This is a genomic window from Varibaculum sp. GTC20041 (assembly GCF_055387755.1).
Genome location: NZ_AP041144.1, coordinates 1,413,675 through 1,435,071, shown reverse-complemented (window position 1 = coordinate 1,435,071; position 21,397 = coordinate 1,413,675). Strand labels below are relative to the sequence as shown.

The window sequence follows — 21,397 nt, the reverse complement described above, 5'->3', positions numbered from 1 at the left end:
GGGAGATGCTATGAGTAAGACAACTGCCCCCCCTGAACTCGCGGGCGGAGATGACCTGGCCTCAAGTAAGGGCTCGCATACGCTCAAACTGGGCATCGATATCGGTTCCACCACGGTAAAAGCGGTGCTACTTGCGGGGCGGCAAGTAGTCTTTTCCGACTATCGCCGCCACCACGCGGATGTGCGCGGGGAACTGGCCGGCTTGCTGCGCGATATTGACGCCGCTCACCCGGGAATCAGCGTAAAAGCCGCGGTTACCGGTTCCGGGGGGCTATCGGTTGCCGGAGCCATGAAAGTACCTTTCGTGCAAGAAGTTATTGCCGGTACCAAAGCGGTGGGCGATACTCACCCGCAAACCGATGTGATTATCGAACTGGGTGGGGAAGACGCCAAAATCACCTATCTGCATCCCACTCCGGAGCAGCGCATGAACGGTACCTGTGCCGGGGGAACCGGGGCTTTTATCGACCAGATGGCTACCTTGCTACACACCGATGCCTCGGGTCTAGACAAGCTGGCCGCGCGCGCCAATCAGCTTTACCCGATTGCCTCGCGTTGCGGGGTGTTCGCGAAAACCGACCTGCAGCCCCTGCTTAACGAGGGCGCGGCGCACGAAGATCTCGCGGCCTCGGTCTTTACCGCGGTCGCCACCCAAACCATCGCGGGACTGGCCTGTGGACGCCCGATTCGCGGAAACGTCATGTTCCTGGGCGGGCCGCTGCACTTCCTCCCTAATCTGCGCAAAGCTTATGAGGAGCTGCTCCCCAAAGCCGATAGTTTCTTCACCCCCGAACATGCCGAACTTTACGTGGCCTTAGGGGCAGCCTTAAGCGCTGATAAAGGGGATTCGCGAAGTCTAGAGCAGTTAATAAGCGACCTGACCACCGGGAAAATCGATACTGATTCGCAGCGGATGCGCCCGCTATTTGCGAATGAAGAAGAACTCGCGGAGTTTCGCGCCCGCCACGATAAAGAAGTAATCCCGCAACTACCATTATCCGAGGCGCGGGGACGCTGCTTCCTGGGGGTAGATTCCGGATCTACCACGATTAAAGCAGTCGTGATTGACCAGGATAAACGGATCGTATTCACTCACTATGCTTCTAACGAGGGCGACCCGGTTTCCGCGGCAGTCGAGATTGTGCGGCGTATCCGCACTGAGCTTCCCGAGGGCGCCTATATTGGGCGTGCCTGCTCTACCGGCTACGGGGAGGGGCTGGTGAAAACCGCCCTTAACTTAGAGCAAGGGGAAGTAGAAACTATGGCGCATTTCCGCGCCGCTGAAGACCTGCTGCCCGGGGTGTCTTCGGTGATTGATATTGGCGGGCAAGATATGAAATATCTGAAGATTCGCGCTGGAGCCGTGGATTCTATCTCGGTGAACGAGGCTTGTTCGTCTGGTTGTGGATCTTTCCTGCAAACTTTCGCCGCCACTATGGGAACCAGTGTGCAAAGCTTTGCTGCGGATGCGGTAGCTGCCAAAGCGCCGGTGGATTTGGGGACGCGATGCACCGTGTTTATGAACTCTTCGGTCAAGCAGGCACAAAAAGAGGGCGCGAGCCCGAAAGATATTGCGGCGGGGCTTTCCTATTCGGTGGTGCGTAACGCCCTCTATAAAGTTATTAAACTCAAAACCCCGGAAGAACTGGGCGAAAAGGTAGTTGTCCAGGGGGGAACTTTCCTTAACGACGCAGTCCTGCGGGCTTTCGAGCTGCTAACTAAGCGGGAAGTGGTGCGTCCTAATATTGCCGGTTTGATGGGCGCCTATGGGGCGGCATTGATTGCGAAACAAGGTGATGACGGCCAGGGCGAATCCACCCTGGCCACCCTAGAGGATTTGGAGAAATTCCAGGTAGAGACTACCCGCAAGACCTGTAGGCTGTGTCAAAACCACTGCCAGATGACCATTTCTACTTTCTCTAATGGGGAGCGGCACGTGTCCGGGAACCGCTGTGAACGCGGTGCCTCGCTAGAAAAAGTACCCAAGAAGTCCGCGCTGCCGAACCTGTTCGATTGGAAATATAAGCGGATTTTCGGGTATCGCCGCCTGACCGAAAAGAAAGCATTCCGCGGGGATATCGGGATTCCCCGGGTACTGAATATGTACGAAAACTATCCGCTGTGGTTCACCATGCTCACCAAGCTGGGCTTTAGGGTGATGGTGTCGGGACGCTCCAATCATGACCTGTTCGAGACCGGGATGGAGTCGATTCCCTCCGAAAATATTTGTTACCCCGCGAAACTGGTGCATGGGCATATCGAGTCCCTAATTAAGAAAGGGATAAAAACTATTTTTTATCCCTCGGTGATTTATGAACAACAGCTGGTGGAAGGGACCGATAACTGTTACAACTGCCCGGTGGTGGGTACCTATCCCGAGGTTATTCGCAACAATATGGAGTCGGTGCAAGATAGCGACGTCCGCCTGATCAGCCCCTTCTTGAACCTGGGGAATCGAGAGTTCCTTCCCAAGCGGATCGCGGAAGTATTCGCTGATTGGAACGTGACGGAAGCGGAAGCGAAAGCCGCCCTGGATGCGGCCTGGGAAGAAGATGCCGCCGTCAAGGCAGAGATTCGGGAGAAAGGCCGAGAATCTTTAGCGTGGATTCGCGAAAACGGGGTGCGCGGGATTGTGCTGGCCGGACGTCCCTATCACCTGGATCCGGAGGTTAACCACGGGATTCCGGAGTTGATTATCGGATTAGGAATGGCGGTATTTACCGAAGATTCGGTGCTCGATGGCCGCCTGGAGCGCCCTTTGCGCGTGCGTGACCAGTGGGCTTATCATTCTCGCCTCTATGAGGCCGCTGCCCGGGTGGGTGATGAAGCTGACCTGCAACTGGTACAGCTGAACTCTTTCGGTTGCGGTGTAGACGCAATTACCGCTGACCAGGTGCAAGAGATTTTGGAGGGGCGCGGAGACGTTCATACTGTCCTCAAGATTGACGAGGTCTCGAACCTGGGAGCCGCCCGGATTCGTCTGCGCTCCCTAGATGCGGCTACTCGGGAGCGGGAAAGCTCCACGGTGCTTACCTATCCCAGTGCCGATCGAATCGGTGACCCCGATGCCGCGCCCAGAGAGTCAGAGGAAGCGGCAGTTCCTACTCGCATAGATCCGGCAGCCGAAGCTGCGGAGGAAGAAGCCCGCCTGGCGAAAGCCGGTCACTTGCAGGTGCGCTCGCAGTTCACCGAGCAGATGCGCAAAGATGGTTGGGAGATTCTGGTTCCCCAAATGGCGCCGATCCAGTTCCGTCTGGCGCAGCCGGTGGTGCGGCGTGCCGGTTTGAATGTACGTTTGCTGGAACATACTTCCCGCGAATCAATGGAAACTGGCCTCAAGTTCGTAAACAACGATTCTTGCTACCCCGCGATTGTGGTGATCGGGCAGCTGATAGAGGAGTTTACTTCCGGGCGCGCTCACCCGGATAAGACTGCCGTCGCGATTTCGCAGACCGGAGGAATGTGCCGGGCAACTAACTATGCATCCTTGCTGCGTAAAGGGTTGCGGGATGCCGGGTATCCGCAGGTGCCGGTGATTGCGGCCTCGGTACAAGGGATCGAAGAAAACCCGGGATTCCAGCTTTCTTGGGCGGAAATCCATCGGATTTTGCAAGCTATCTGTTTAGGTGACATGCTGCAGACCATGCTTTTGCGCATTCGCCCCTACGAGCTGGTGAAAGGCTCGGCGATGGAACTTTATCGGCGCTGGGATCAGATTATCCAGGAATGGTTTGCGGCTGGAAAATACTCGGCGACTTGGGGCGGTCGCCTCAGCTATTCCCGCCTGATTAAGGAATGTGTCAAAGAGTTTGACGCATTGGCGTTGAACGACGAGCCGCGCCGTCCCCGGGTTGGTTTGGTGGGAGAAATCCTGGTGAAGTTCCACCCGGACGCAAATAACCACGCGGTGAGGGTGATTGAGGAAGAAGGCTGCGAAGCGGAGCTGCCTACCTTGATTCAGTTCTTCCATTACTCTTTGGCCAGCGGAAACTTTGAGCGGAATGAAATGGGGCATTCCCGTAAACAGAAGTTAGCGATGGATGCGGGGCTGTGGGCCTTAGAGCGCTACGAGGACGCGATTCGCCGGGCTTTCGAAAAGACTAACGGCAAGTTCGAGATGCACCGGAGAATCAAAGACATGGCGGCGCGCTCTGTTGATATTGCAGGAATGGGTAATCAGGCTGGTGAAGGCTGGTATTTGACCGCAGAAATGGTGGACATGATTGAGCATGGCTGCCCCAACATTATTTGCGCCCAGCCTTTTGGCTGCCTGCCGAACCATGTGATTGGCAAGGGTATGTTCCGGGCGTTGCGTAACCGTTATCCGCAGGCCAATGTGGTGGCGGTCGATTATGACCCGGGAGCTTCGGAAGTGAATCAGCTCAACCGGATCAAGTTGATGATCGCGACCGCTCTGCGCGGCGAGGAAGTTGCTGATGATTTTGAGGATCTGCCCGAGGGCGCGAGCGGAGGCGGCTGCGGATGCGCGTCCTCGTGTGGAAGCGGAGTGCAGTGGAATTCTGAGGTTCAAGTCAGCCCTGCCGGTAGGCGTTCCCTGCCGATTACCCCAGTGAGCGCCGCACGCTAAGACTGGTGAATTACTAGCCGAGGACACCCCGTTGTGACCCCGGTAATACCGATACTACCCGTCGCGCCAGTAGTGCGCAGGGGAGTGCCCATTTTCGTCTTGAAGAGTGTTTTTGGGCATGCTCTGCAAGTTTTTATTGAAACTTCCGCAGCCGTATATGGCTAACACCCCCTAAATCTTTACTTCTCACGGCAAGAAAGCAGCAAAAAGTAAAGATTCTAAGGGTGCGAGGTAAAGATACAGGGTTACGTGATGTTCTGGCGGTCAAAAATAATTTTTATGCTAGGGAGTCCAGAAAATCTGTCGCCTGGTTTGCGTCCTCAAAAACTGCCCCATCTTCGGGATCTTTGCCTGCGATAACTCTTTGCGTATGTGTCAGGGCGCGAGCTGTCTGCGCATTAGGTACCGCGCGGCGCGGGGCAGAGGCCAGGGTGTCCCACTGGGTAGAGGCAAGGCGACGTTCGCTGCCACTAATTAGGTCAAATAAATCTGGTTGCCACCAGCCGCGTTGCCCACGCCCGATATTAAGCGGCGCCACTATTCCCGCCGCAACTAAATCTTTAGCGGCGTTCTCGATAGCGGGGCGAGAAACCTTTAAGACTTGCGCAGCGGAAGCGATAGTGAACATCGGCAAATTGGGCAGCTGCTCTCGCAAACGGTTAGCGGCAGCATCGATGCGCAGGGCGCGGTGGTGCTCACTGCGGTAACAGGAGTCCAGGCGCGCCTTCCAATCGGCTTGCAGCTCCTCGACTTGGTTCTTAAGACTTTCGGAAATGGTGAGCGCAATCTGGCAAGCATCCAAGAATACTTTTATCCACTGGTTCACCGCTGATATTGCCTGGTCGCTGCGGGGGGCGGCGAGGTGGCGGTAGGAAGAAAGCGCATCCTCGTAAAGGTCAGTTCTGGTAGCGAGCGCCAAAGATAGCGGCAGGGTAGCCCCCTGAGTGAGGCCGCGGCGAGTTAAAACAATATGAATCAGCGCCCGTCCGATGCGGCCATTGCCATCGGGGAAGGGATGGATGGATTCGAATTGCGCGTGCACCAGCGCCGCTTGTAGTAGCGCGCCGTGCTCTGCCCCATTTAAATACTTGACCAGATCATTTAATAAACCGTCGAGGTGTTCGGGGGAGGGTGGGATATAGCTGGCAGCTAGAGGATGGTAGGAGCTGCCCCCTAACCAGTTTTGGCTGTTGCGGATCCCTTGCCAAGTTTCCTCGGAGATTAGTTTGTGCTGCGAATCCACAATGTCCGCAAGTGAAACCGTCTCGGCGCTAGCTAATTTGCGGGTTGCGTCCTCTAGTATCTGGATGTTGCGGATGACGTCCCCAGCAGTGCTGCGCGGATTGGTGCCGCTTTTTTCCTTCAGCTCGGCGCGCGCCAGTTCGCGCGGAGCAACCTGTAATCCCTCGATATTGCTGGAGGCGATAGCTTCACCGCGCAGGATTAGCCGTGCCAGAGATTCCATGCCTAGCTGCGACATTAGTGGGGAAAACGCCAAGATTTTCCGCTCCAATAGGGCAGCGGTGGCGGAGTTTTCTTCGGTAATCACGATATTTCCCGCCAGCAGGTCAGGGATATAGGAGCGGTAATCGCCGCTGCGTCGCCCTTCCCGAGAAAACGCAGACAAATTCGTTGCCCAATGCTGCTTTTCGTAATGTCCCATGTGTTCGCCTCCCCAGGACTTAGTTTCCCGCCAGCTTTGCGGCGGCGCTGCCGTATTGTGTGTTTCCGGTATAGCTGAAAGTTCTTACTTTATTTTCGCACTTTAAAGTAGGTGATTGCAAGGATAAGGCTTATCCTTGCAAAAATGAGGGGTGGGTGAAAGGATAAGCGCTATCCTTTCAAAACTTGGGGGTAGGTGTAAGGATAAGCGTTAGGTTTGCGCTGGGAGGGCGTGGGGGTAACCGAACTAGGGGTAACCGAGGATGCCAACCGATTTCGGAACCTTCGGTAAAGCCTCTGTGAGCTCGAGCTAGACTTTAGCCATGACAAAAGATGAATGTTCCCCGCAATCTTTGTCCGAAACACCGCAGGCGCCAGGAAAAACTGTTACTGAGCGACGCCCGAGCTCACGGATCAAAGCATTGGACGGGATGTGCGCGTTAGCAATAGTCGCAGTAGTTCTCTACCACCTGCGCCCCAGCGTGTTACCTGGCGGGTTTATCGGGGTGACCGTATTCTTCGTGCTCTCCGGGTTCTTGATTACTCGCTCCGTTGCCGGCGCCCTCGATAAGGGAACTTTTTCTTACTGGCGCTATTTGTTGCGGCGTTTTTGGCGGCTATTTTTCCCGATAGTTATCACTATTGCGCTTAGCGCCGCCCTGACCTATCTATTCGCGCCCAGCCTGCTGCTGAAAGTGCAAAGTGACTGCCTACCGGCCACCTTATTCGTCAGCAACTGGTTCTATATTTTCCGCAACGTCCCCTATTTCGCGGCGGCAGGGCTGCCGTCCCCGCTCACCCACCTGTGGTTCCTGGGGGTACTTGCGCAGTTCTATGTGATCTGGCCACTGATCGTCTACTTGCTGCTGAAAGTGAGGCGGGCCGCTCCGGCGATTACCGCGGTCTTGATTTTGGCATCTGCGGCGGCAATGGCGATCTTTTGGATGGCGGGGGAGGACGTTACTCACGCCTATTACGGGTTGGATACTCGCGCCGCAGAGCTGCTGGTGGGTGCGTTCTTAGCTTTTATTTTCCCGCAGGTTTCTTCGTCGGGTTCCGGCTCTGCTAACGAGGCAAAGACCGGAAAAGGCACTGCGCTGCAGATACTGGCAGCCGGGAGCCTCGGGGCGTTAATAGTCTTCGCTATCGGAGGAAATGGGGAGATGCCGGCGATGTACCTCGGCGGGTTCCTACTGGCGGCGATGCTAAGTGCACTAATAATCAGGGCGGCTGTTTTAGAGGACGCGATGATTTCAAAACTGCTAAGTAACCCGGTTTTTAACTACCTGGGTTCGCGCTCCTTCGCCCTCTACCTGGTGCATTTCCCAATCCTGCCGATACTGAATCCGGCTACCCGCACAGTTCCGCCCTCCTGGTGGCAGCAACTTCTGCAGCTGTTGATAGTGGCCGTTTCGGCAGAAGTTTTCTATCGCCTGGCAGAAGCACCCGCCACTTTCCTCAGTTCCCTTTGGAAAAAACCGGGAGAAAAGAAAGCCGGGAAACTAAAGGCTCAGAGCAGGTTGCGCAAGCTGCAGCTTACGGTGTTTGCAGCGCTCTCGGCGCTTTCGCTGGTAGTAACCGGGACCTTGGCGTTTTACCCCGCCAACTGGGAGCAGCTAGCTAAGAACCGGGCGGTGCAATTGCGTCCCGAACTTGCCGCTACTGCCGCTCCCTCCCCGCAGGTAGAAAAGCAAAAAGCGAAAGAAAAAGACGAGAAAGACAAGGTGCAGGAAAAGGCGGAAGTAGAGCCTAAGGGGATAAAACCGGTGGCCAAGAAGGTTCCCAATAACTTGGATACCACCGGATGGCAGATCGATCCGGCCACCGGTACCTGTAACGCCGACGTCCTCATTATTGGGGATTCGGTAACTGACGAGGCTACCCCGGCGATTAAGAAAGTGTTGCCAAACGCGGTAGTCGATGGGAAGACTAGTCGCCAGATCCAGCGCGGTCCAGACGTGTTAGCTAAATACCAGAATCAGGGGATCCGACCCCGGGTCCTGGTGTATGCCTTAGGAAGTAACGGGGTGTTGTACGGCGACCGGCTGGTGCAAAACCTGATCGACACCGCCGAAGGCAGGCCCATGTTCCTGGTTACTATCCGCGATCCCAATCCTTTGCAAGATATCAATAACGAAATATTGAATCGCCTGGCAAACAACAATCCGAATGTAGGGATTATTGACTGGTGGGCGGCCAGCGAGGGACATCGGGAATACCTGGTAGATGATGGTACCCACCCCACCAATGCGGGAGCCGCAGTGATAGCAAACCTCTACAAGCAAGCCCTATGTGGGCGGTAGGGGCGTCGGCGCAGCTAGGAAACTACTCGAAATTCTCGAGTAGTTCGACTAGCAAGTCTTCGAGCAAGGGAATCTGGGTGTGTTGGACACCGGCTGTATTTTTATCCGAAAATATTAATTGTTGCTAACCGCTTCTAACAGCAGAAAAGCTCTTGTTTTCTATAAATAATTGAAAACATGTCCCAAAGTACTTGCATCTGTCCCATGGTGTGCCTATGCTTGTGTGTAACGAAAGGGGACACCTTGAAGAAACGCAATGTAATCAATCTGATCAGGTATCACGAAGACAGAAATGAATCTGCATTCCGCGCTGAGGCGTCAGAAATTGCCCGTGACTTTGAGGCTGCCGGTGACGTGGAGCTAGCTGCATATATTATGGCTCTCATTTCGGATGCTAACGCGTTTGTTCCACAAGCTTTGAGGGAGGACGGGGGAGATTTTCTCCGTCGCTTTGAGTCTGCTTCAGCACCGTTGCCTCTCCCGGAGGCTATAGCCATGGATGTGACCGGTGTATGCAATGCGATCTCCCACAATGTCGGGGTGAATAAGTTTTTGTTCCAAGGCCCTCCGGGTACCGGGAAAACTCAGACCTCTCGCCAAATCGCCAGAATAACCAATCGTGAGCTTTATCTGGTGGATTTTAACGCGGTTATTGACAGCAAACTTGGACAAACAGGTAAGAATATAGGTCGCCTTTTCGCGGAAATAAACGATATGCGACACCCCGATAAGGCAGTGGTTTTGTTCGATGAAATAGATGCCCTGGCGCTTGATCGGGTAAATAACCATGATGTTCGGGAAATGGGTAGAGCCACTTCGGCATTATTAAAGGAACTCGACTCTCTAAATGAACAGGTGGTATTGATAGCTACTACAAATCTTTATGAAGAGCTAGATAAAGCCCTCGTCAGAAGATTTGATTCCATCATTGATTTTGGTCGCTACGGCAGGGACGACCTGTTAGAAATTTCTGAAGTGATGTTGAGCGGATTGTTGGACAAGTTCAAAAATGTGGCTCGCAATGTACGCTTGTTCCGAAAAATCATGAATCAAATGCCGGAGATTCCTTATCCGGGAGACCTTGAGAATATGCTGCGAACCTCGCTTGCCTTCAGTAAACCTGGTGATCTATACGATTATCTGCGCCGTCTCTACTCCCAGGTCTGTCCGGGTAAATCTATCAAGGACTATGCAGAGCTGAGTCGGCAAGGTTTCACCTTGCGAGAGATTGAAGTCCTCTCCGAGGTGCCGAAGACAACTATTTCCCGGGAACTACGGGAGGTGCGTGGTGAATAACCTGCTTCAGCTTAAAGGTCAGTTCCATATCAAGGGCGCTGGGCGGCCGGGTTCGCCCCAACTACCAAAGAATGGGGAAGTTAGTGCGAAACACCTGCTAGATTTGCGTCAACAGCTGGTGGAAATAAAGGATTATTGGCGTAAAAAGCAGATTCCCTTCAATCCCTTGATTAGCGTTTACTATAAAAAAATAACGGCTAAAAGTAACCGAATTCGTCGCTTGCTCGGCGGAGGCAGCTCTAGGGCTAGTAATTCCATTGTGGGAGCCCGCTTCGAGGGTTACTTGGACAACACCCACCATGTAATTACCTATTGCGTCAGTGAAACCATAGTTGATGATTCCATTGATGTTTTGGAAAGCTGCGCAGCAATAGTTGATAAATACGGTGGCAGTATCGATTATGAAATATTGGAGCAAATAAAAAAGACTTTCAAAAAAAAGAAGTGGCCTTATGAGCCGTCTAAGAGCATCTTTTTACAGGTAATCAGGGATGCTTATTTTGCTGAGCGTTTCGGCATACGCACTCAGCAGGAGGTAGTTGACGGCTGGGTAGTTGTAAATCTTTACGATACCGGCTACAGCGATGTTCGCGATTTTCTAAATGGTTTGGGTTTAAGGGTCACGCCTGACCAAGTGCTGGGAAACGCTCTCCGGCTGAGCCCGGATCAATACAGTGTATTGATAGGGAAATATCCCTTCTTGGTATCGATGGCGATTTCCGATATCTCCAAGTTGACTCCCGAAGAGTTCGATGAGGTGGGTATCAATCCTTTGGATATACCTAAAGCGGGTAATGAACCCATCATCGGAGTAATTGATACCCCGTTTGATGAAAATGTGTATTTTTCCGATTGGGTTGAGCCAATAAATCTGATTCCCCCTGAAATTGAAATACATCCAGAGGATTGTGCCCACGGGACAAAAGTTACATCGCTTATTGTTGATGGTCCGAGCCTAGTACCGGACTTGGATGACGGTTGTGGTCGTTTCCGGGTGCGGCACTTCGGGGTTGCTACCGGGTCGCGATCGGATTCGTTTGCATTCATGAGGCGAGTGAAAAGTATCGTGGAACAGAACCGTGACATTAAAGTATGGAACATTTCCCAGGGTTCTGTGCGAGAGGTAGCGCGTAACTTCGTGTCTCCCGAGGGCGCTATTCTGGACGAATTGCAATCTCGTTTTGATGACGTTGTTTTTGTGGTGGCAGGTACCAATCAAACCCATGAAAAGCAACAGAAGATTGGGGCTCCCGCTGATTCGATTAACTCCTTGGTCGTAAATGCAACCTCATTTTCGGGTGAAACTGCCAGTTATTCCCGAAGTGGTCCTGTCTTGGAATTCTTCAAAAAACCTGACGTCTGCGCAGTTGGTGGCGATCAGGATGTCCCCATGTATACCTATGCAGGAAACGGGGGTTCTTGGGTACAGGGGACTTCTTTTGCGGCACCGTGGATAGCGCGGAAAATGGCCTATTTGATGCAGATAATGGGATTTAACCGCGAAGTTGCCAAAGCGCTGATAATTGATGCGGCTGCGAGATGGAAATATCGCGAAGATTCTAAACGGGGATATGGTCAGGTTCCCATTCGCATAGAGGACGTGGTTCAGTGTAAAGATGATGAAATTAAATTTGTCTTGACGGGGATTGCTGATTCCTATGAGACTTATAATGTCGATATTCCAGTACCAGTTGTTAATAGCAAGCACCCGTATATTGCGCGTGCCACGTTGTGCTATTTTCCCCCGTGTGACCGCCGTCAAGGCGTGGACTATACCAGTACTGAATTGGATTTACACTTTGGGCGTATTGATGACAAGGGTAGTTTGATAGCACTTAACAATAATCGCCAAGGTGAAAATGATGATTACACTACTGAGGCTACGGCGCGCAATAGCTACCGCAAGTGGGATAACGTCAAACATATCGGTGAGGTTTTTCGCAGGGGTCAGCGCGGTAGGAAGGCATACGGAACACAGATGTGGGGTTTGAAAATCCGCAAGACCAGCCGGTGGGATAATCCTGCGAGTGCCCCATTTGGAAATCTGCGGTTTGGGATAGTGGTTACTTTGCGGGAAATGGATGGTGTGAACCGTATAGATGAGTTCATTCAAAAGTGTTCGCTGCGTGGTTGGATTGTGAACAAGGTGGATATACAGAACCGCTTGGATATCTACAACGCCGCCGAGGTAGAAATAGATTTTAAAGAATAGAGGGTATCGCGCTGGGATTTTGCCGGAAAGTTCTGAGGGTGACCCGGAATCTTTGAAATACTCAAACACCTGTCTTGGAGTTGGTTTTATTAAAGTATGTTTCGGACCGTTCTAACGAACGCCCCGCGGATAGGGTACTGCCACCAAATGTGGGATGGGTGCTAAAACTACTGCCACCAGGGGGAAAGTTGCGAGTAGCGGATGCTCGTGGCCTATTAGATTTGAAATTTGTGGCTAGGGTTCTCCTGGTCTTGAACGTAAGGAAGGAATAATTTGAGCATTCAGCAATATTTACGAGATCTCGAAAATTTGCGGAAGAAACACGTGGATGCCGAGAAAAAGGTCGCAGAACACAGAGCTAAAGAATCCAAGAAACGCACTGAAGCGCACAAAGCGGAAGCAGCTGCATTTAAGACTTCCAGTGCCAGTACTCAGAAGGCACGACTGGCAGAAAAAGAGCGGAGGCTTCGCGACGCGCAGAGAGCGGCTAAAGAGGCTTCTAAATGGGAAAGTAAAGTAGCTGAATATTCTAAAAAAGAGAATGATCTTCAGAAGAAACTAGTGCGCGAACAAGCTAAGGAAGCTTCAAAAGCAGAGAAGAAACATAACCAAGAATATAAGAGGGAAATGCGGCGTTTACAGGCTACGCAACGCGATGTTGAATCACGACTTAAGAATACTGAAACTGATATTCAAAGCGTGATGAGGACTTTCCCTTCTGCTAAACAAGAAAAACTTAGAATCTTGATTCTAACAGCGAATCCTAGCGGAAACCTTAGAACTGAACGTGAGCAGAAACGGATTAGTCAGGCTGTGCGAAATGCACTACATAGAGACTGGATTGAAATAAAATACCTACCTGCAGCAACGGTAGGGGATTTATTCGACGGGTTAAGTCAGTTTTCACCGCACGTGCTGCATTTTTCTGGACATAGTAACGATTTCTCAATCCTTCTGGAGACAGATAGCGACTTACAGAATGGCGGTTATAAGGTTAATGCGGGTGCGCTAAAGCGGGCTCTTGTTGCGGTGGATAATCCACCAGCGGTGGTTGTTTTGAACTCATGTAAATCTGCTGGCCAATTGGCGGAAATAGTGGGTGATGAGATCCCGTTTGCTATTGGGATGCTAGATTCCGTGGGGGATGAAAATGCAATCAACTTCGCGGCGCAGTTCTATGCATCTATTGCGAACGGACAGTCCCTTGGGTCCTCTGTTGCTGCGGCACAGGCATTCTTGCATATGGCGGGTTTCCAGGATTCTGAACTTCCCTCCCTGGAGCACGCTATTGATGCTGATCCTAAAACCTTGTTCTTAGTGAAAGCTCCAACTATTGGTTAAGTGCAGACTACTCCAATATCAGAAAACGAAGCCCGAGCTCTCAAATACTGTAGTTAAGGCATGGTCTAGGAATGCGTGCCACAAATATGGGTGAAATGAGAGCGGATATTTACCTAGCTAGATAATCTCAGTTTGCGGTATTCGTAGGCTGTTGTGGGTCTGTGTGACATGCATGGGGCAGTACCGGTTCCGCGAAACGTAATTTTGCGAAGGGGTAGCGTCTAAACCGGCAGGTTGCTTAGGGGGTGCAATCTTGGGGCGGTAATATCAGGGTATCTGCGATTTGATTCCATCGGCGCGCAAGGGAGAGGGCTATTAGATGTCGCAACAACGCCTGCAACTTACTTGGTACAACAAGGACAAGGCTCTGATTCCTACCGAAACCGGCAAATACGGCTATACCTGGGTTGATCCCGCGGATCCGCGTTATTGCGAAACCCATACCCTGGTCTATGACGAATACGTTCAGGGTAAGCAAACTCCCAAGAGTGAGGATTTTGAGTACTCTGAGCGCGCCGATCTGGAGCCGCAAGACGATAACCTGCTGATTTTGGGGGAGAGCGGGGACGTGCTGGAGGCGCTTACCCGGGTGCCAGAGTTAGCCGAAAAATATGTGGGCAAAGTGAAGCTGATCTATATTGATCCGCCGTTTAACACCGCGCAGACTTTCGCCAATTACGAGGACAACCTGGAACACTCCGTGTGGCTGACCATGATGCGCGACCGCTTGCTGCATTTAAAGAAACTCTTGAGTGAGGACGGATCCATTTGGGTGCATCTCGATGACGTGGAAGTACACCGGATGCGGCTACTCATGGACGAAGTGTTTGGTGCCGCGAATTTTGTGGCTGAGGTGGTGTGGCAGAAAGCAGATTCGCCGCGTGGTGATGCACAAAAATTCTCTTCTGACCACGACATCATTCTTGTATATTCAAATTCAGAGTATCCATTGATAAAAAGGATGCCACGAACTGCCGCAGACAATGCTCGCTTTTCGAACCCAGATCATGATCCCGATGGCGTATGGTTTTCAGATAATAGATCTGCACCAGCAAATATTGGAAACAGGCAGCAGCACCCAAGTACTTTCGGAATTCAGCATCCAATAACGGGTGAAGTTTTTTATCCATCTCGAGGAGGTTGTTGGCGTTTTGGGGTGGAACGTTTACTTCCATCATTATGCGAGTATGCAGATTATGAGGTATGCCCACCGGATTTGGATCTCCGGCTATCCCAGACCAACCTAGCGGAAAATCAGCTCCGTTCGGATATAGGTGACTTAATGGTTAAGGGGGGAATTACCTCTACAAGTGCTAAAAAAGCCACTCAAAGAATCGCGGACGGAGCATGGCCAGAATTTTATGTCACACCTAGCAGTTTTGGGCGCAAAGCTTATCCCCCAAAGGAAGGTCAGCCTGCTCGTACCTGGTGGGATAACGAAGAGGTCGGTCACAATCGTCAGGCAAAATCAGAAATCAAGGCACTATTTCCAGGCATCGGTGCTTTTTCAACTCCCAAGCCGGAGCGCCTCCTAGAGCGGATTATTCATATTGGTTCTAATCCGGGGGATATTGTTTTGGATTGTTTTGCTGGCTCGGGTACTACGGCAGCAGTCGCGCAGAAGATGGGGCGGCGTTGGGTGACCTGTGAGCTGGTGAAGGATACTTTCGAGCGGTTTACTCGTCCGCGTTTAGAGAAGGTGGTTAACGATACTGATGCGGGTGGAATTACGCGCACTAAGGGTGAACGGGTAGATGCTACCGCTGAGGGTTTGCCGGAAGGTTTGAGTGCTGATGATGCGCAGAGGCTGACTTCCTTGCTTAATAAGGCTATTAGTGGCAGTGCGGAGTTGAAGAAGTCGGCGGATATTCGGGCGGTTAAGCAGATGGTGAAAACTCGCCGCTCGAAAGATGTGGTTAATTGGCGTGGGGGCGGCGGTTTTCAGGTAGCTCACCTGTCGCCGGCTTGTTTTGATTATGATCCGCAGTTGGGTCGGGTGATGCTGACGGCGGCGGCGAGTGGGCAAGTGTTCATTGAGTCGGTAGCAGCGAATCTGGGGTTTGGTTTGTTGCATCCTGATGATGATTATGTGTTTGACGGTCGGCGCGGGAACTGCCTGCTCAAGGTAATTGAGGGGGTGGCAACTGTTGAAATCGTGGATTGGCTGGCTTCGCAGGTGCGGCCGGGTGAGACGATTGTGTTGGCTGCTACCAGCGTGATGGATGGGGTGCGTCAGCATCTACGCAAAGCGGTAAAAGGTTCACGGGTGGTTGCCTTGCCGGATGATGTTTTTCCTTATAGCGAGGGTGGTGAGCAGTAATGGCGAACCGACTGAATATTAGTTTTGATTCCGACATACTGGAAGAAATTAGCGCCCAGTTTGATTTGCGGGCTCCCAATAAAGAAGCGCTGCGCCAGTTGGTGTTTACTCTCGATGGGGATTATGACCCGGGGGTGATGCAGGTGTTGAATCTGGCGACCGGGGTGGGTAAGACCTATTTGATGGCGGCTTTTGTGGAGTATTTACGCCGGCAGGGGGTAGGTAATGTGATGATTGTTACCCCTGGTAAAACGGTGCAGGCGAAGACGGTACAGAACTTTACTGAGGGATCCCCGCGCTATATTGAAGGCGCAAATGTGTGTCCGCGGGTGGTGACGCCGCAGGATTATTCGGCGTGGAGGGAACGCCAAAACGGTTCGGAACGCTTGTCGTTTGGTCGGGAAGTGCCCATGTTGGCGTTTATTTTCAATATTCAGCAGTTGATTGCTCCTAAGTCTGTGGATGGGGATACTCGTGGCGGTACCCAGGAGGCGATGCGGCGTAAGCCTCGCAGGTTTGATGAGAGTGCGGGGGTGCTTTTTGATTACCTTAAAAATCTTGATGATCTGGTGGTAATTGCTGATGAGTCGCATCTTTACGGTTCGAGCGCGGTAGCGTTTAATGCGGCTCTTAAGGAGTTGGATCCGGCAGCGGCTATTGGTTTGACTGCTTCGGTGGATAAGAAGACAGATAAGGTTATTTTCGAATATCCCTTGTATAAAGCTATTGAGGATAGGTATGTGAAGGCTCCGGTGTTGGCGTTTCGTAAGAATGGTTATGGCGCGGATGAAGCATCAGAGGAGCAGCAGCTACGTGATGCCCTGCAGCTGCGCCAGATTAAACAGGCCTGTTACGATGCTTACGCGAAGGAGCAAAAGCACGCTCATGTGAATGCGGTGGCGTTCGTGGTGTGCTCGGACGTGGAGCATGCTACCCAAGTGGCTGATTTGTTACGCACCCCGGAATACCTCGGTAAAGCCGACGCGGTGCTGCAGGTGGATTCTAAGCATGAGGACGAAGCAACTCAGCGTCTGCTCGATGAGTTGGATCGCCCATATTCACCGGTGTTGGCAGTGGTTAGTGTAAACAAGCTTAAGGAGGGTTGGGACGTGAAAAACATTGCCGTGGTGGTAACGCTGCGGGCGATGGCTTCGGAGGTTTTGACCCAGCAGACGATGGGGCGCGGGTTGCGCTTGCCGTTCGGGAAATACACGGGGATAGGGCAGATTGACCAGCTGGATATTATCGCCCACCAGTCATTTAGCGAGTTGTTGGCTGCCGAGAATGTGTTGCAGCAGTTTGGTTTGGAAGAAGCAGTAGCTAATCAAGATGGACTTAAGGTACGTGGAGCTATCGAGAGGGCCGGCTCAGAAATGTCCAGTACTGTCGCCGATGGAACCGCTACTAGCGATGATGGCGCTAGCCAGTTTGCCGGAACAGCTGCCGGTGATGCTTTCCCGTCTGGTAATGGTGCGGACGTATTTACTGGTCAGGTGGCTGCGGTGCCGGTTAGTGAACCGGGGGAGCCGGGACTGCCTGGGTTGGGAGTTCGTACTATCAGCGAATCCGGGGTAGATGCCGCCCCGGAGTGGGAGCCAGTTACGATTGAGCGTAACCCTGAGTTTGCTGAGGTCAGTTACCAATTCCCGGTGACCAGCATTTCTGTCAGACAGCCGCCTATTGACCTTTCAGAGATTAGTGATGAACAGATCGAGCAGGCGGCGCGGCGGGTTACCTCTACTGGTGACGTGTTATTGCGTAAAGAAATTGTTGCCGCGTTAGGGAAGAAGCTCCGGGCTGAAGATCGGGAAAGCGCGGAAGTGGATTCAATTCACATCGATGATGAAGACGCTAATAGCGCACTGGTCAAACTGGTAATGGACATGCCGCTTGTCCCCAAGACAAAACAGAGTAATCACTACCTATTGTCATACCTGGTGCCTAAGTTTATGGAATTTGCGGCATTGCCGGGCTGGACGGTTAAATCTTTAGATTCAGCACGCGCCGAGCTAAATAAACTGGTTCGAGATTACATTGCCGCGATGCTGCGAGCTACCCGGGAAGTGCCAGCCATACATCCCAAGACGATGCCGGGTAGTGGATACACCCTGCCGTTGGGAGAAACAGTGCATGACCAGATTGACAGCCGTGAACAGTTCGTGCGGGGACGGGTTTATGGGGGCTGGTTCAAGTCTCTTTTCGCTGAGGAGTCCTTCGATTCCTACACTGGCGAATACGTACTAGCCAAACTGCTAAACACTTCGCCAGGGATCAAGTGGTGGCACCGTTTGCACCCGCAAGATGGGGCTTTCGTGTACTACAACTCTAAAGATCGTTATTTCCCGGATTTTGTTGCCCGCGACAGTGATGGCGTCTACTGGATTATCGAAGGCAAATCAGAACTTGGTCACGATGATGAGAAGGTGCAAGCCAAACGGAAAGCAGCAGAATCATTAGTGCGACGTTTGATTGCCGAGGACGCCTACGCGGATCAAAACTGGGGATACTTAATCGCCTACGAAAATGACACCGCCCGCGCAGATTCCTGGGAAGACCTCAAAGCCTACAGCCAACCAGTCACCAATTTGATCTAGACCAGTTGAAATCGGCTGTGCGAGTAAAGCGTGCATAGTCGTTGTTAATATTTAGAACATTAGCGGACTGCGATTCGTGCTGAATATTTCTTATAATCAGTTAAATTTGTAGTACGTTATGTACTCATTTTAAATAAGATAAAGGTGTTTTATGACTAGTGAAATAAGTAAAGATTTTGTCGATTTAGCAACTCAACTTGCAATTTTAGGGGCAAAAAATGTGGCGCAACAAGCGGCTGCTAAATTTAAATCGATACGGAGAAAAAAGGATATTAATATAGTTTGTAACGACTACGAAGAAATTATTAATAATTTAGTGAGAGAACGAGGAGAGCTTATCTCAATTGCAAATGCATATCAATCTGAATTGAATAGGTATGAAATAACAGATAAGGATATCAAGCATTTGCAAGCTACTCTGGATAGTTGTATTAAAATCCTGGAGAATTTCGCACCAGAAAATGAAATTGATTCCAATGACGAGAGCGTACAAGCTTTGAGTTCAATTCTTTCCGTTGATACTTTAAAAGCAATGCAATTGCTTGGTTTTGACTACAAGAAAGCTATCGGGGATCCCCTTACCGAGGTCTGTGCTGATTTTATTCGAGCCACGCTAGGGAAGAAGAATTTCCATAGTAATAAAGCGAGTCAAAGGCGAAAATAATTGGTGTTATGCAGGCTAGCGCTTTTGTTTTGATACCGGAAAATCCGGATAGTTGGCGGAGGGTCTTGGTCTGACAGCAGTTATCCGGATTTTCCGGATAACTGGTGAAGGCGGTTCCCAGCGTCACGAAGGCTACCTCCAGCACCGCTGCTAGCGCCGTTTTTTACTAGCGAAAACGTGTAAATATCTGCCAAGGACAGCTAAAGAATATAAAGTTTAGAACGTGAATATTCCGGTGCAATATCGTTCCTTACTCGCTCCTCCTGAATCGCGCGAAGAGCGCTATCAATACGGACGCTCGCTGCGCGAAACCGTTCCCTTCAGTTCCCTGGCAGCCTGGGTGCCGGCGCCAGATCGTGACCCCATCGCCCTTATCCAAGCCTCCCACCAGGGCAGAGTGGAAAATCTGATCCCCATCCGGGTAGGGCGGATGGCGTCCTCGCCCTACGGATTCTTGCGGGGAGCCGCGGTAGTACAAGCCGCCGACTCCGCTGCCTTGCCTTCCACCGGGATTCAACCGGTAGTATGCGGGGATTCCCACCTAGGAAACTTCGGATTTTACCGTTCTCCCGAAGGGGAACTGGTGATGGATCTCAACGACTTCGACGAGGCACATACCGGCAGTTGGGAATGGGACCTGCGCCGCCTGACTGCCTCCATCCATGTGGCGGGGCGGGAAAATAATCTCTCCGAATCCAAATGCTCCGATGCCGTGATTGCCTGCGTAAACGCCTACCGGGACGAAATTAGTCTGCTGGCGGGACGCCCCCTCTTTGAACGCGCCTTCAACCGGATTGACCTGGAGAAACTTACCTCTAGAGAGCTAACGCCCAAGTTGGCAAAAGAGATCGAGCGCGCCGCGGCCAAAGCTATGAAACGCACCTCGGATCGGGCACTGCCCAAGTTTGCCCAAGAATCCGCAGGAAGCCTGAAAATTACCCCCGAACCTCCGCTAACCACCCAAATTCCTCAAGATGATTGGGATAACCTGGCGCGCGCCCTCGACGAATATCTGCATACTATTCCCGCGCAATGGGCGCGAGTGCTAGGCGGATACACCCTGGTCGATATCGCGCAGCGGGTAGTAGGCGTAGGCTCAGTAGGTTTGCGCGCCTATATCGCGCTATTACAAGGATCTACCCCCACGGACGTAATCTTCCTACAGCTCAAACAGGCGCGGCGTTCGGTACTCGCCCAATATGTGCACGGCTCCAAAGAATGGCACTCCCACCAGGGGCAGCGAGTAGCTGAATATCAAAAAGCGCTGCAAACCGTATCTGACCCGCTGTTAGGCTGGGCGAGCGTAGGGGAGCGGCAATACTATGTGCGCCAGTTCCGCAATATGAAAGGAACCGTGCCCCTAGATCGCCTGGGAGCCAAATCCCTATGCGACTATGCGGGAATCGTAGGGCTGCTACTGGCGAAAGGTCACGCGCGTACCCACGGCGCTTCCAAGATCGCCGGCTACCTAGGAAAATCGGATAAACCGGGACAAGCCTTCGCCACCTTCGCCCGCGTCTACGCCGACCAGACCGAGGCCGACCACGCCGAATTCTTGCGAGCCATCAAAGACGGCCGGATGCCCCAGCCCGAGGGCGAAATGGGAAGTGCCTTCCGCGCAGGCTGAATGAAGTCGGAAGGAGAACGTGCTCAGGTTCAGCGCGGAGCCTTGGTTTTATCCGAGCAGGCGCGGTGGGCATAAGAATTCGGAAAATGCCTGCGGTCTTTTTCCGAATTCTTGGGCGGGAGGAAAAACCAAGCTCCCGCGCGTAGCCCACACGGTACTTGCACCCTCGTCCTCGCTACCTCCGCTTTAGCCCCGCTTGCGCGTGTCCTAGTTCACCAGCGCCAAAATAGGATTGCCAGCAGCGATAATGTTAGGCTAGAAAAGCCGTTACAAGCCGGCCACGGATGCGTCATGCCCGGGTGAAACTGCCCCGGAGCTCCGTGCAACAAGTAGAAGTAAAGGAGAACCCAGTGGCACTGAGTAAAGAAGAAAAAGCCAAGATTATGGAAGAATATGCGACCCATCCCGGTGATACGGGTTCGCCTGAGGTTCAGATCGCGCTACTATCCAAGCGGATTAAAGATTTAACTGAACACTTCAAAACTCATGCGCACGACCACCACTCCCGCCGCGGCTTAATGCTGCTGGTAGGGCAGCGTCGTCGCCTACTCGGTTACCTAAAAGACATCGATATTGAACGTTACCGTTCCCTGATCGCTCGTTTAGGTTTGCGTAAATAGTTTGCTAATCGGCCCGGTTAATGCCGGGCCGAATTGCTATCACCCCGGTTTCGGTCTTCGGTGGTGGCCTCCGGATCAGGCGCAGCAGTTTCTAGTCGCTTTTCTCCGTGGGTCTCGATCGTTGACCGCCCATCACAAGGTGATAGCTCTCAGGAGGGCACCGGCCCTAG

The 21,397-nt window shown here is 52.2% G+C and carries 11 protein-coding genes; 10 read left to right on the top strand and 1 reads right to left on the bottom strand.

Annotated elements, in window-relative coordinates; translation table 11 throughout:
- Window positions 1-10: 10 nt before the first annotated feature.
- The gene (locus ACZ5BI_RS06045; RefSeq protein WP_464895864.1) at window positions 11-4,588 is read left to right on the top strand and encodes an acyl-CoA dehydratase activase-related protein; all 4,578 of its coding nucleotides are present in this window, start codon (window positions 11-13) and stop codon (window positions 4,586-4,588) included.
- Between the two features lie 277 nt (window positions 4,589-4,865).
- On the opposite strand, the gene ACZ5BI_RS06040 is transcribed toward ACZ5BI_RS06045, so the two are convergent.
- The gene (locus ACZ5BI_RS06040; protein WP_464895863.1) at window positions 4,866-6,251 is read right to left on the bottom strand and encodes a Fic family protein; all 1,386 of its coding nucleotides are present in this window, start codon (window positions 6,249-6,251) and stop codon (window positions 4,866-4,868) included.
- A 322-nt stretch (window positions 6,252-6,573) separates the two neighbouring features.
- Between ACZ5BI_RS06040 and ACZ5BI_RS06035 the strand changes: the two genes are divergently transcribed.
- From ACZ5BI_RS06035 to rpsO, 9 genes are all read left to right on the top strand, one after another.
- Window positions 6,574-8,553, top strand: a complete 1,980-nt coding sequence (locus ACZ5BI_RS06035; protein WP_464895862.1) for an acyltransferase family protein — start codon at window positions 6,574-6,576, stop codon at window positions 8,551-8,553.
- A 243-nt stretch (window positions 8,554-8,796) separates the two neighbouring features.
- Window positions 8,797-9,849: an AAA family ATPase gene (locus ACZ5BI_RS06030; RefSeq protein ID WP_464895861.1), complete on the top strand. Its 1,053-nt coding sequence runs from the start codon at window positions 8,797-8,799 to the stop codon at window positions 9,847-9,849.
- A gap of 103 nt (window positions 9,850-9,952) precedes the next feature.
- Window positions 9,953-12,061 (top strand): S8 family peptidase, encoded by a 2,109-nt coding sequence (locus ACZ5BI_RS06025; protein WP_238127365.1) that lies wholly within the window; start codon window positions 9,953-9,955, stop codon window positions 12,059-12,061.
- Between the two features lie 273 nt (window positions 12,062-12,334).
- The gene (locus ACZ5BI_RS06020; protein WP_464895860.1) at window positions 12,335-13,402 is read left to right on the top strand and encodes a CHAT domain-containing protein; all 1,068 of its coding nucleotides are present in this window, start codon (window positions 12,335-12,337) and stop codon (window positions 13,400-13,402) included.
- Window positions 13,403-13,721: 319 nt separating this feature from the next.
- Complete coding sequence (locus ACZ5BI_RS06015; RefSeq protein ID WP_464895859.1) at window positions 13,722-15,722, top strand: DNA methyltransferase; 2,001 nt, start codon at window positions 13,722-13,724, stop codon at window positions 15,720-15,722.
- Complete coding sequence (locus tag ACZ5BI_RS06010; RefSeq protein WP_464895858.1) at window positions 15,722-18,316, top strand: DEAD/DEAH box helicase; 2,595 nt, start codon at window positions 15,722-15,724, stop codon at window positions 18,314-18,316. The genes ACZ5BI_RS06015 and ACZ5BI_RS06010 overlap by 1 nt, the downstream gene beginning before the upstream one ends.
- A gap of 151 nt (window positions 18,317-18,467) precedes the next feature.
- Window positions 18,468-18,980, top strand: a complete 513-nt coding sequence (locus tag ACZ5BI_RS06005) for a hypothetical protein (RefSeq protein ID WP_464895857.1) — start codon at window positions 18,468-18,470, stop codon at window positions 18,978-18,980.
- A 223-nt stretch (window positions 18,981-19,203) separates the two neighbouring features.
- The gene (locus tag ACZ5BI_RS06000; protein WP_464895856.1) at window positions 19,204-20,607 is read left to right on the top strand and encodes a DUF2252 domain-containing protein; all 1,404 of its coding nucleotides are present in this window, start codon (window positions 19,204-19,206) and stop codon (window positions 20,605-20,607) included.
- Window positions 20,608-20,957: 350 nt separating this feature from the next.
- Window positions 20,958-21,227 carry a 30S ribosomal protein S15 gene (rpsO, locus tag ACZ5BI_RS05995; protein WP_024058511.1) on the top strand — a complete coding sequence of 90 codons (270 nt, stop codon included), beginning with the start codon at window positions 20,958-20,960 and terminating at the stop codon, window positions 21,225-21,227.
- Window positions 21,228-21,397 lie beyond the last annotated feature (170 nt).

Coding starts and splice junctions, on each gene's coding strand:
- ACZ5BI_RS06045 (WP_464895864.1), top strand. CDS start 11: ATGAGTAAGACAACTGCCCCCCCTGAACTCGCGGGCGGAGATGACCTG.
- ACZ5BI_RS06005 (WP_464895857.1), top strand. CDS start 18,468: ATGACTAGTGAAATAAGTAAAGATTTTGTCGATTTAGCAACTCAACTT.
- ACZ5BI_RS06035 (WP_464895862.1), top strand. CDS start 6,574: ATGACAAAAGATGAATGTTCCCCGCAATCTTTGTCCGAAACACCGCAG.
- ACZ5BI_RS06040 (WP_464895863.1), bottom strand. CDS start 6,251: ATGGGACATTACGAAAAGCAGCATTGGGCAACGAATTTGTCTGCGTTT.
- ACZ5BI_RS06010 (WP_464895858.1), top strand. CDS start 15,722: ATGGCGAACCGACTGAATATTAGTTTTGATTCCGACATACTGGAAGAA.
- ACZ5BI_RS06015 (WP_464895859.1), top strand. CDS start 13,722: ATGTCGCAACAACGCCTGCAACTTACTTGGTACAACAAGGACAAGGCT.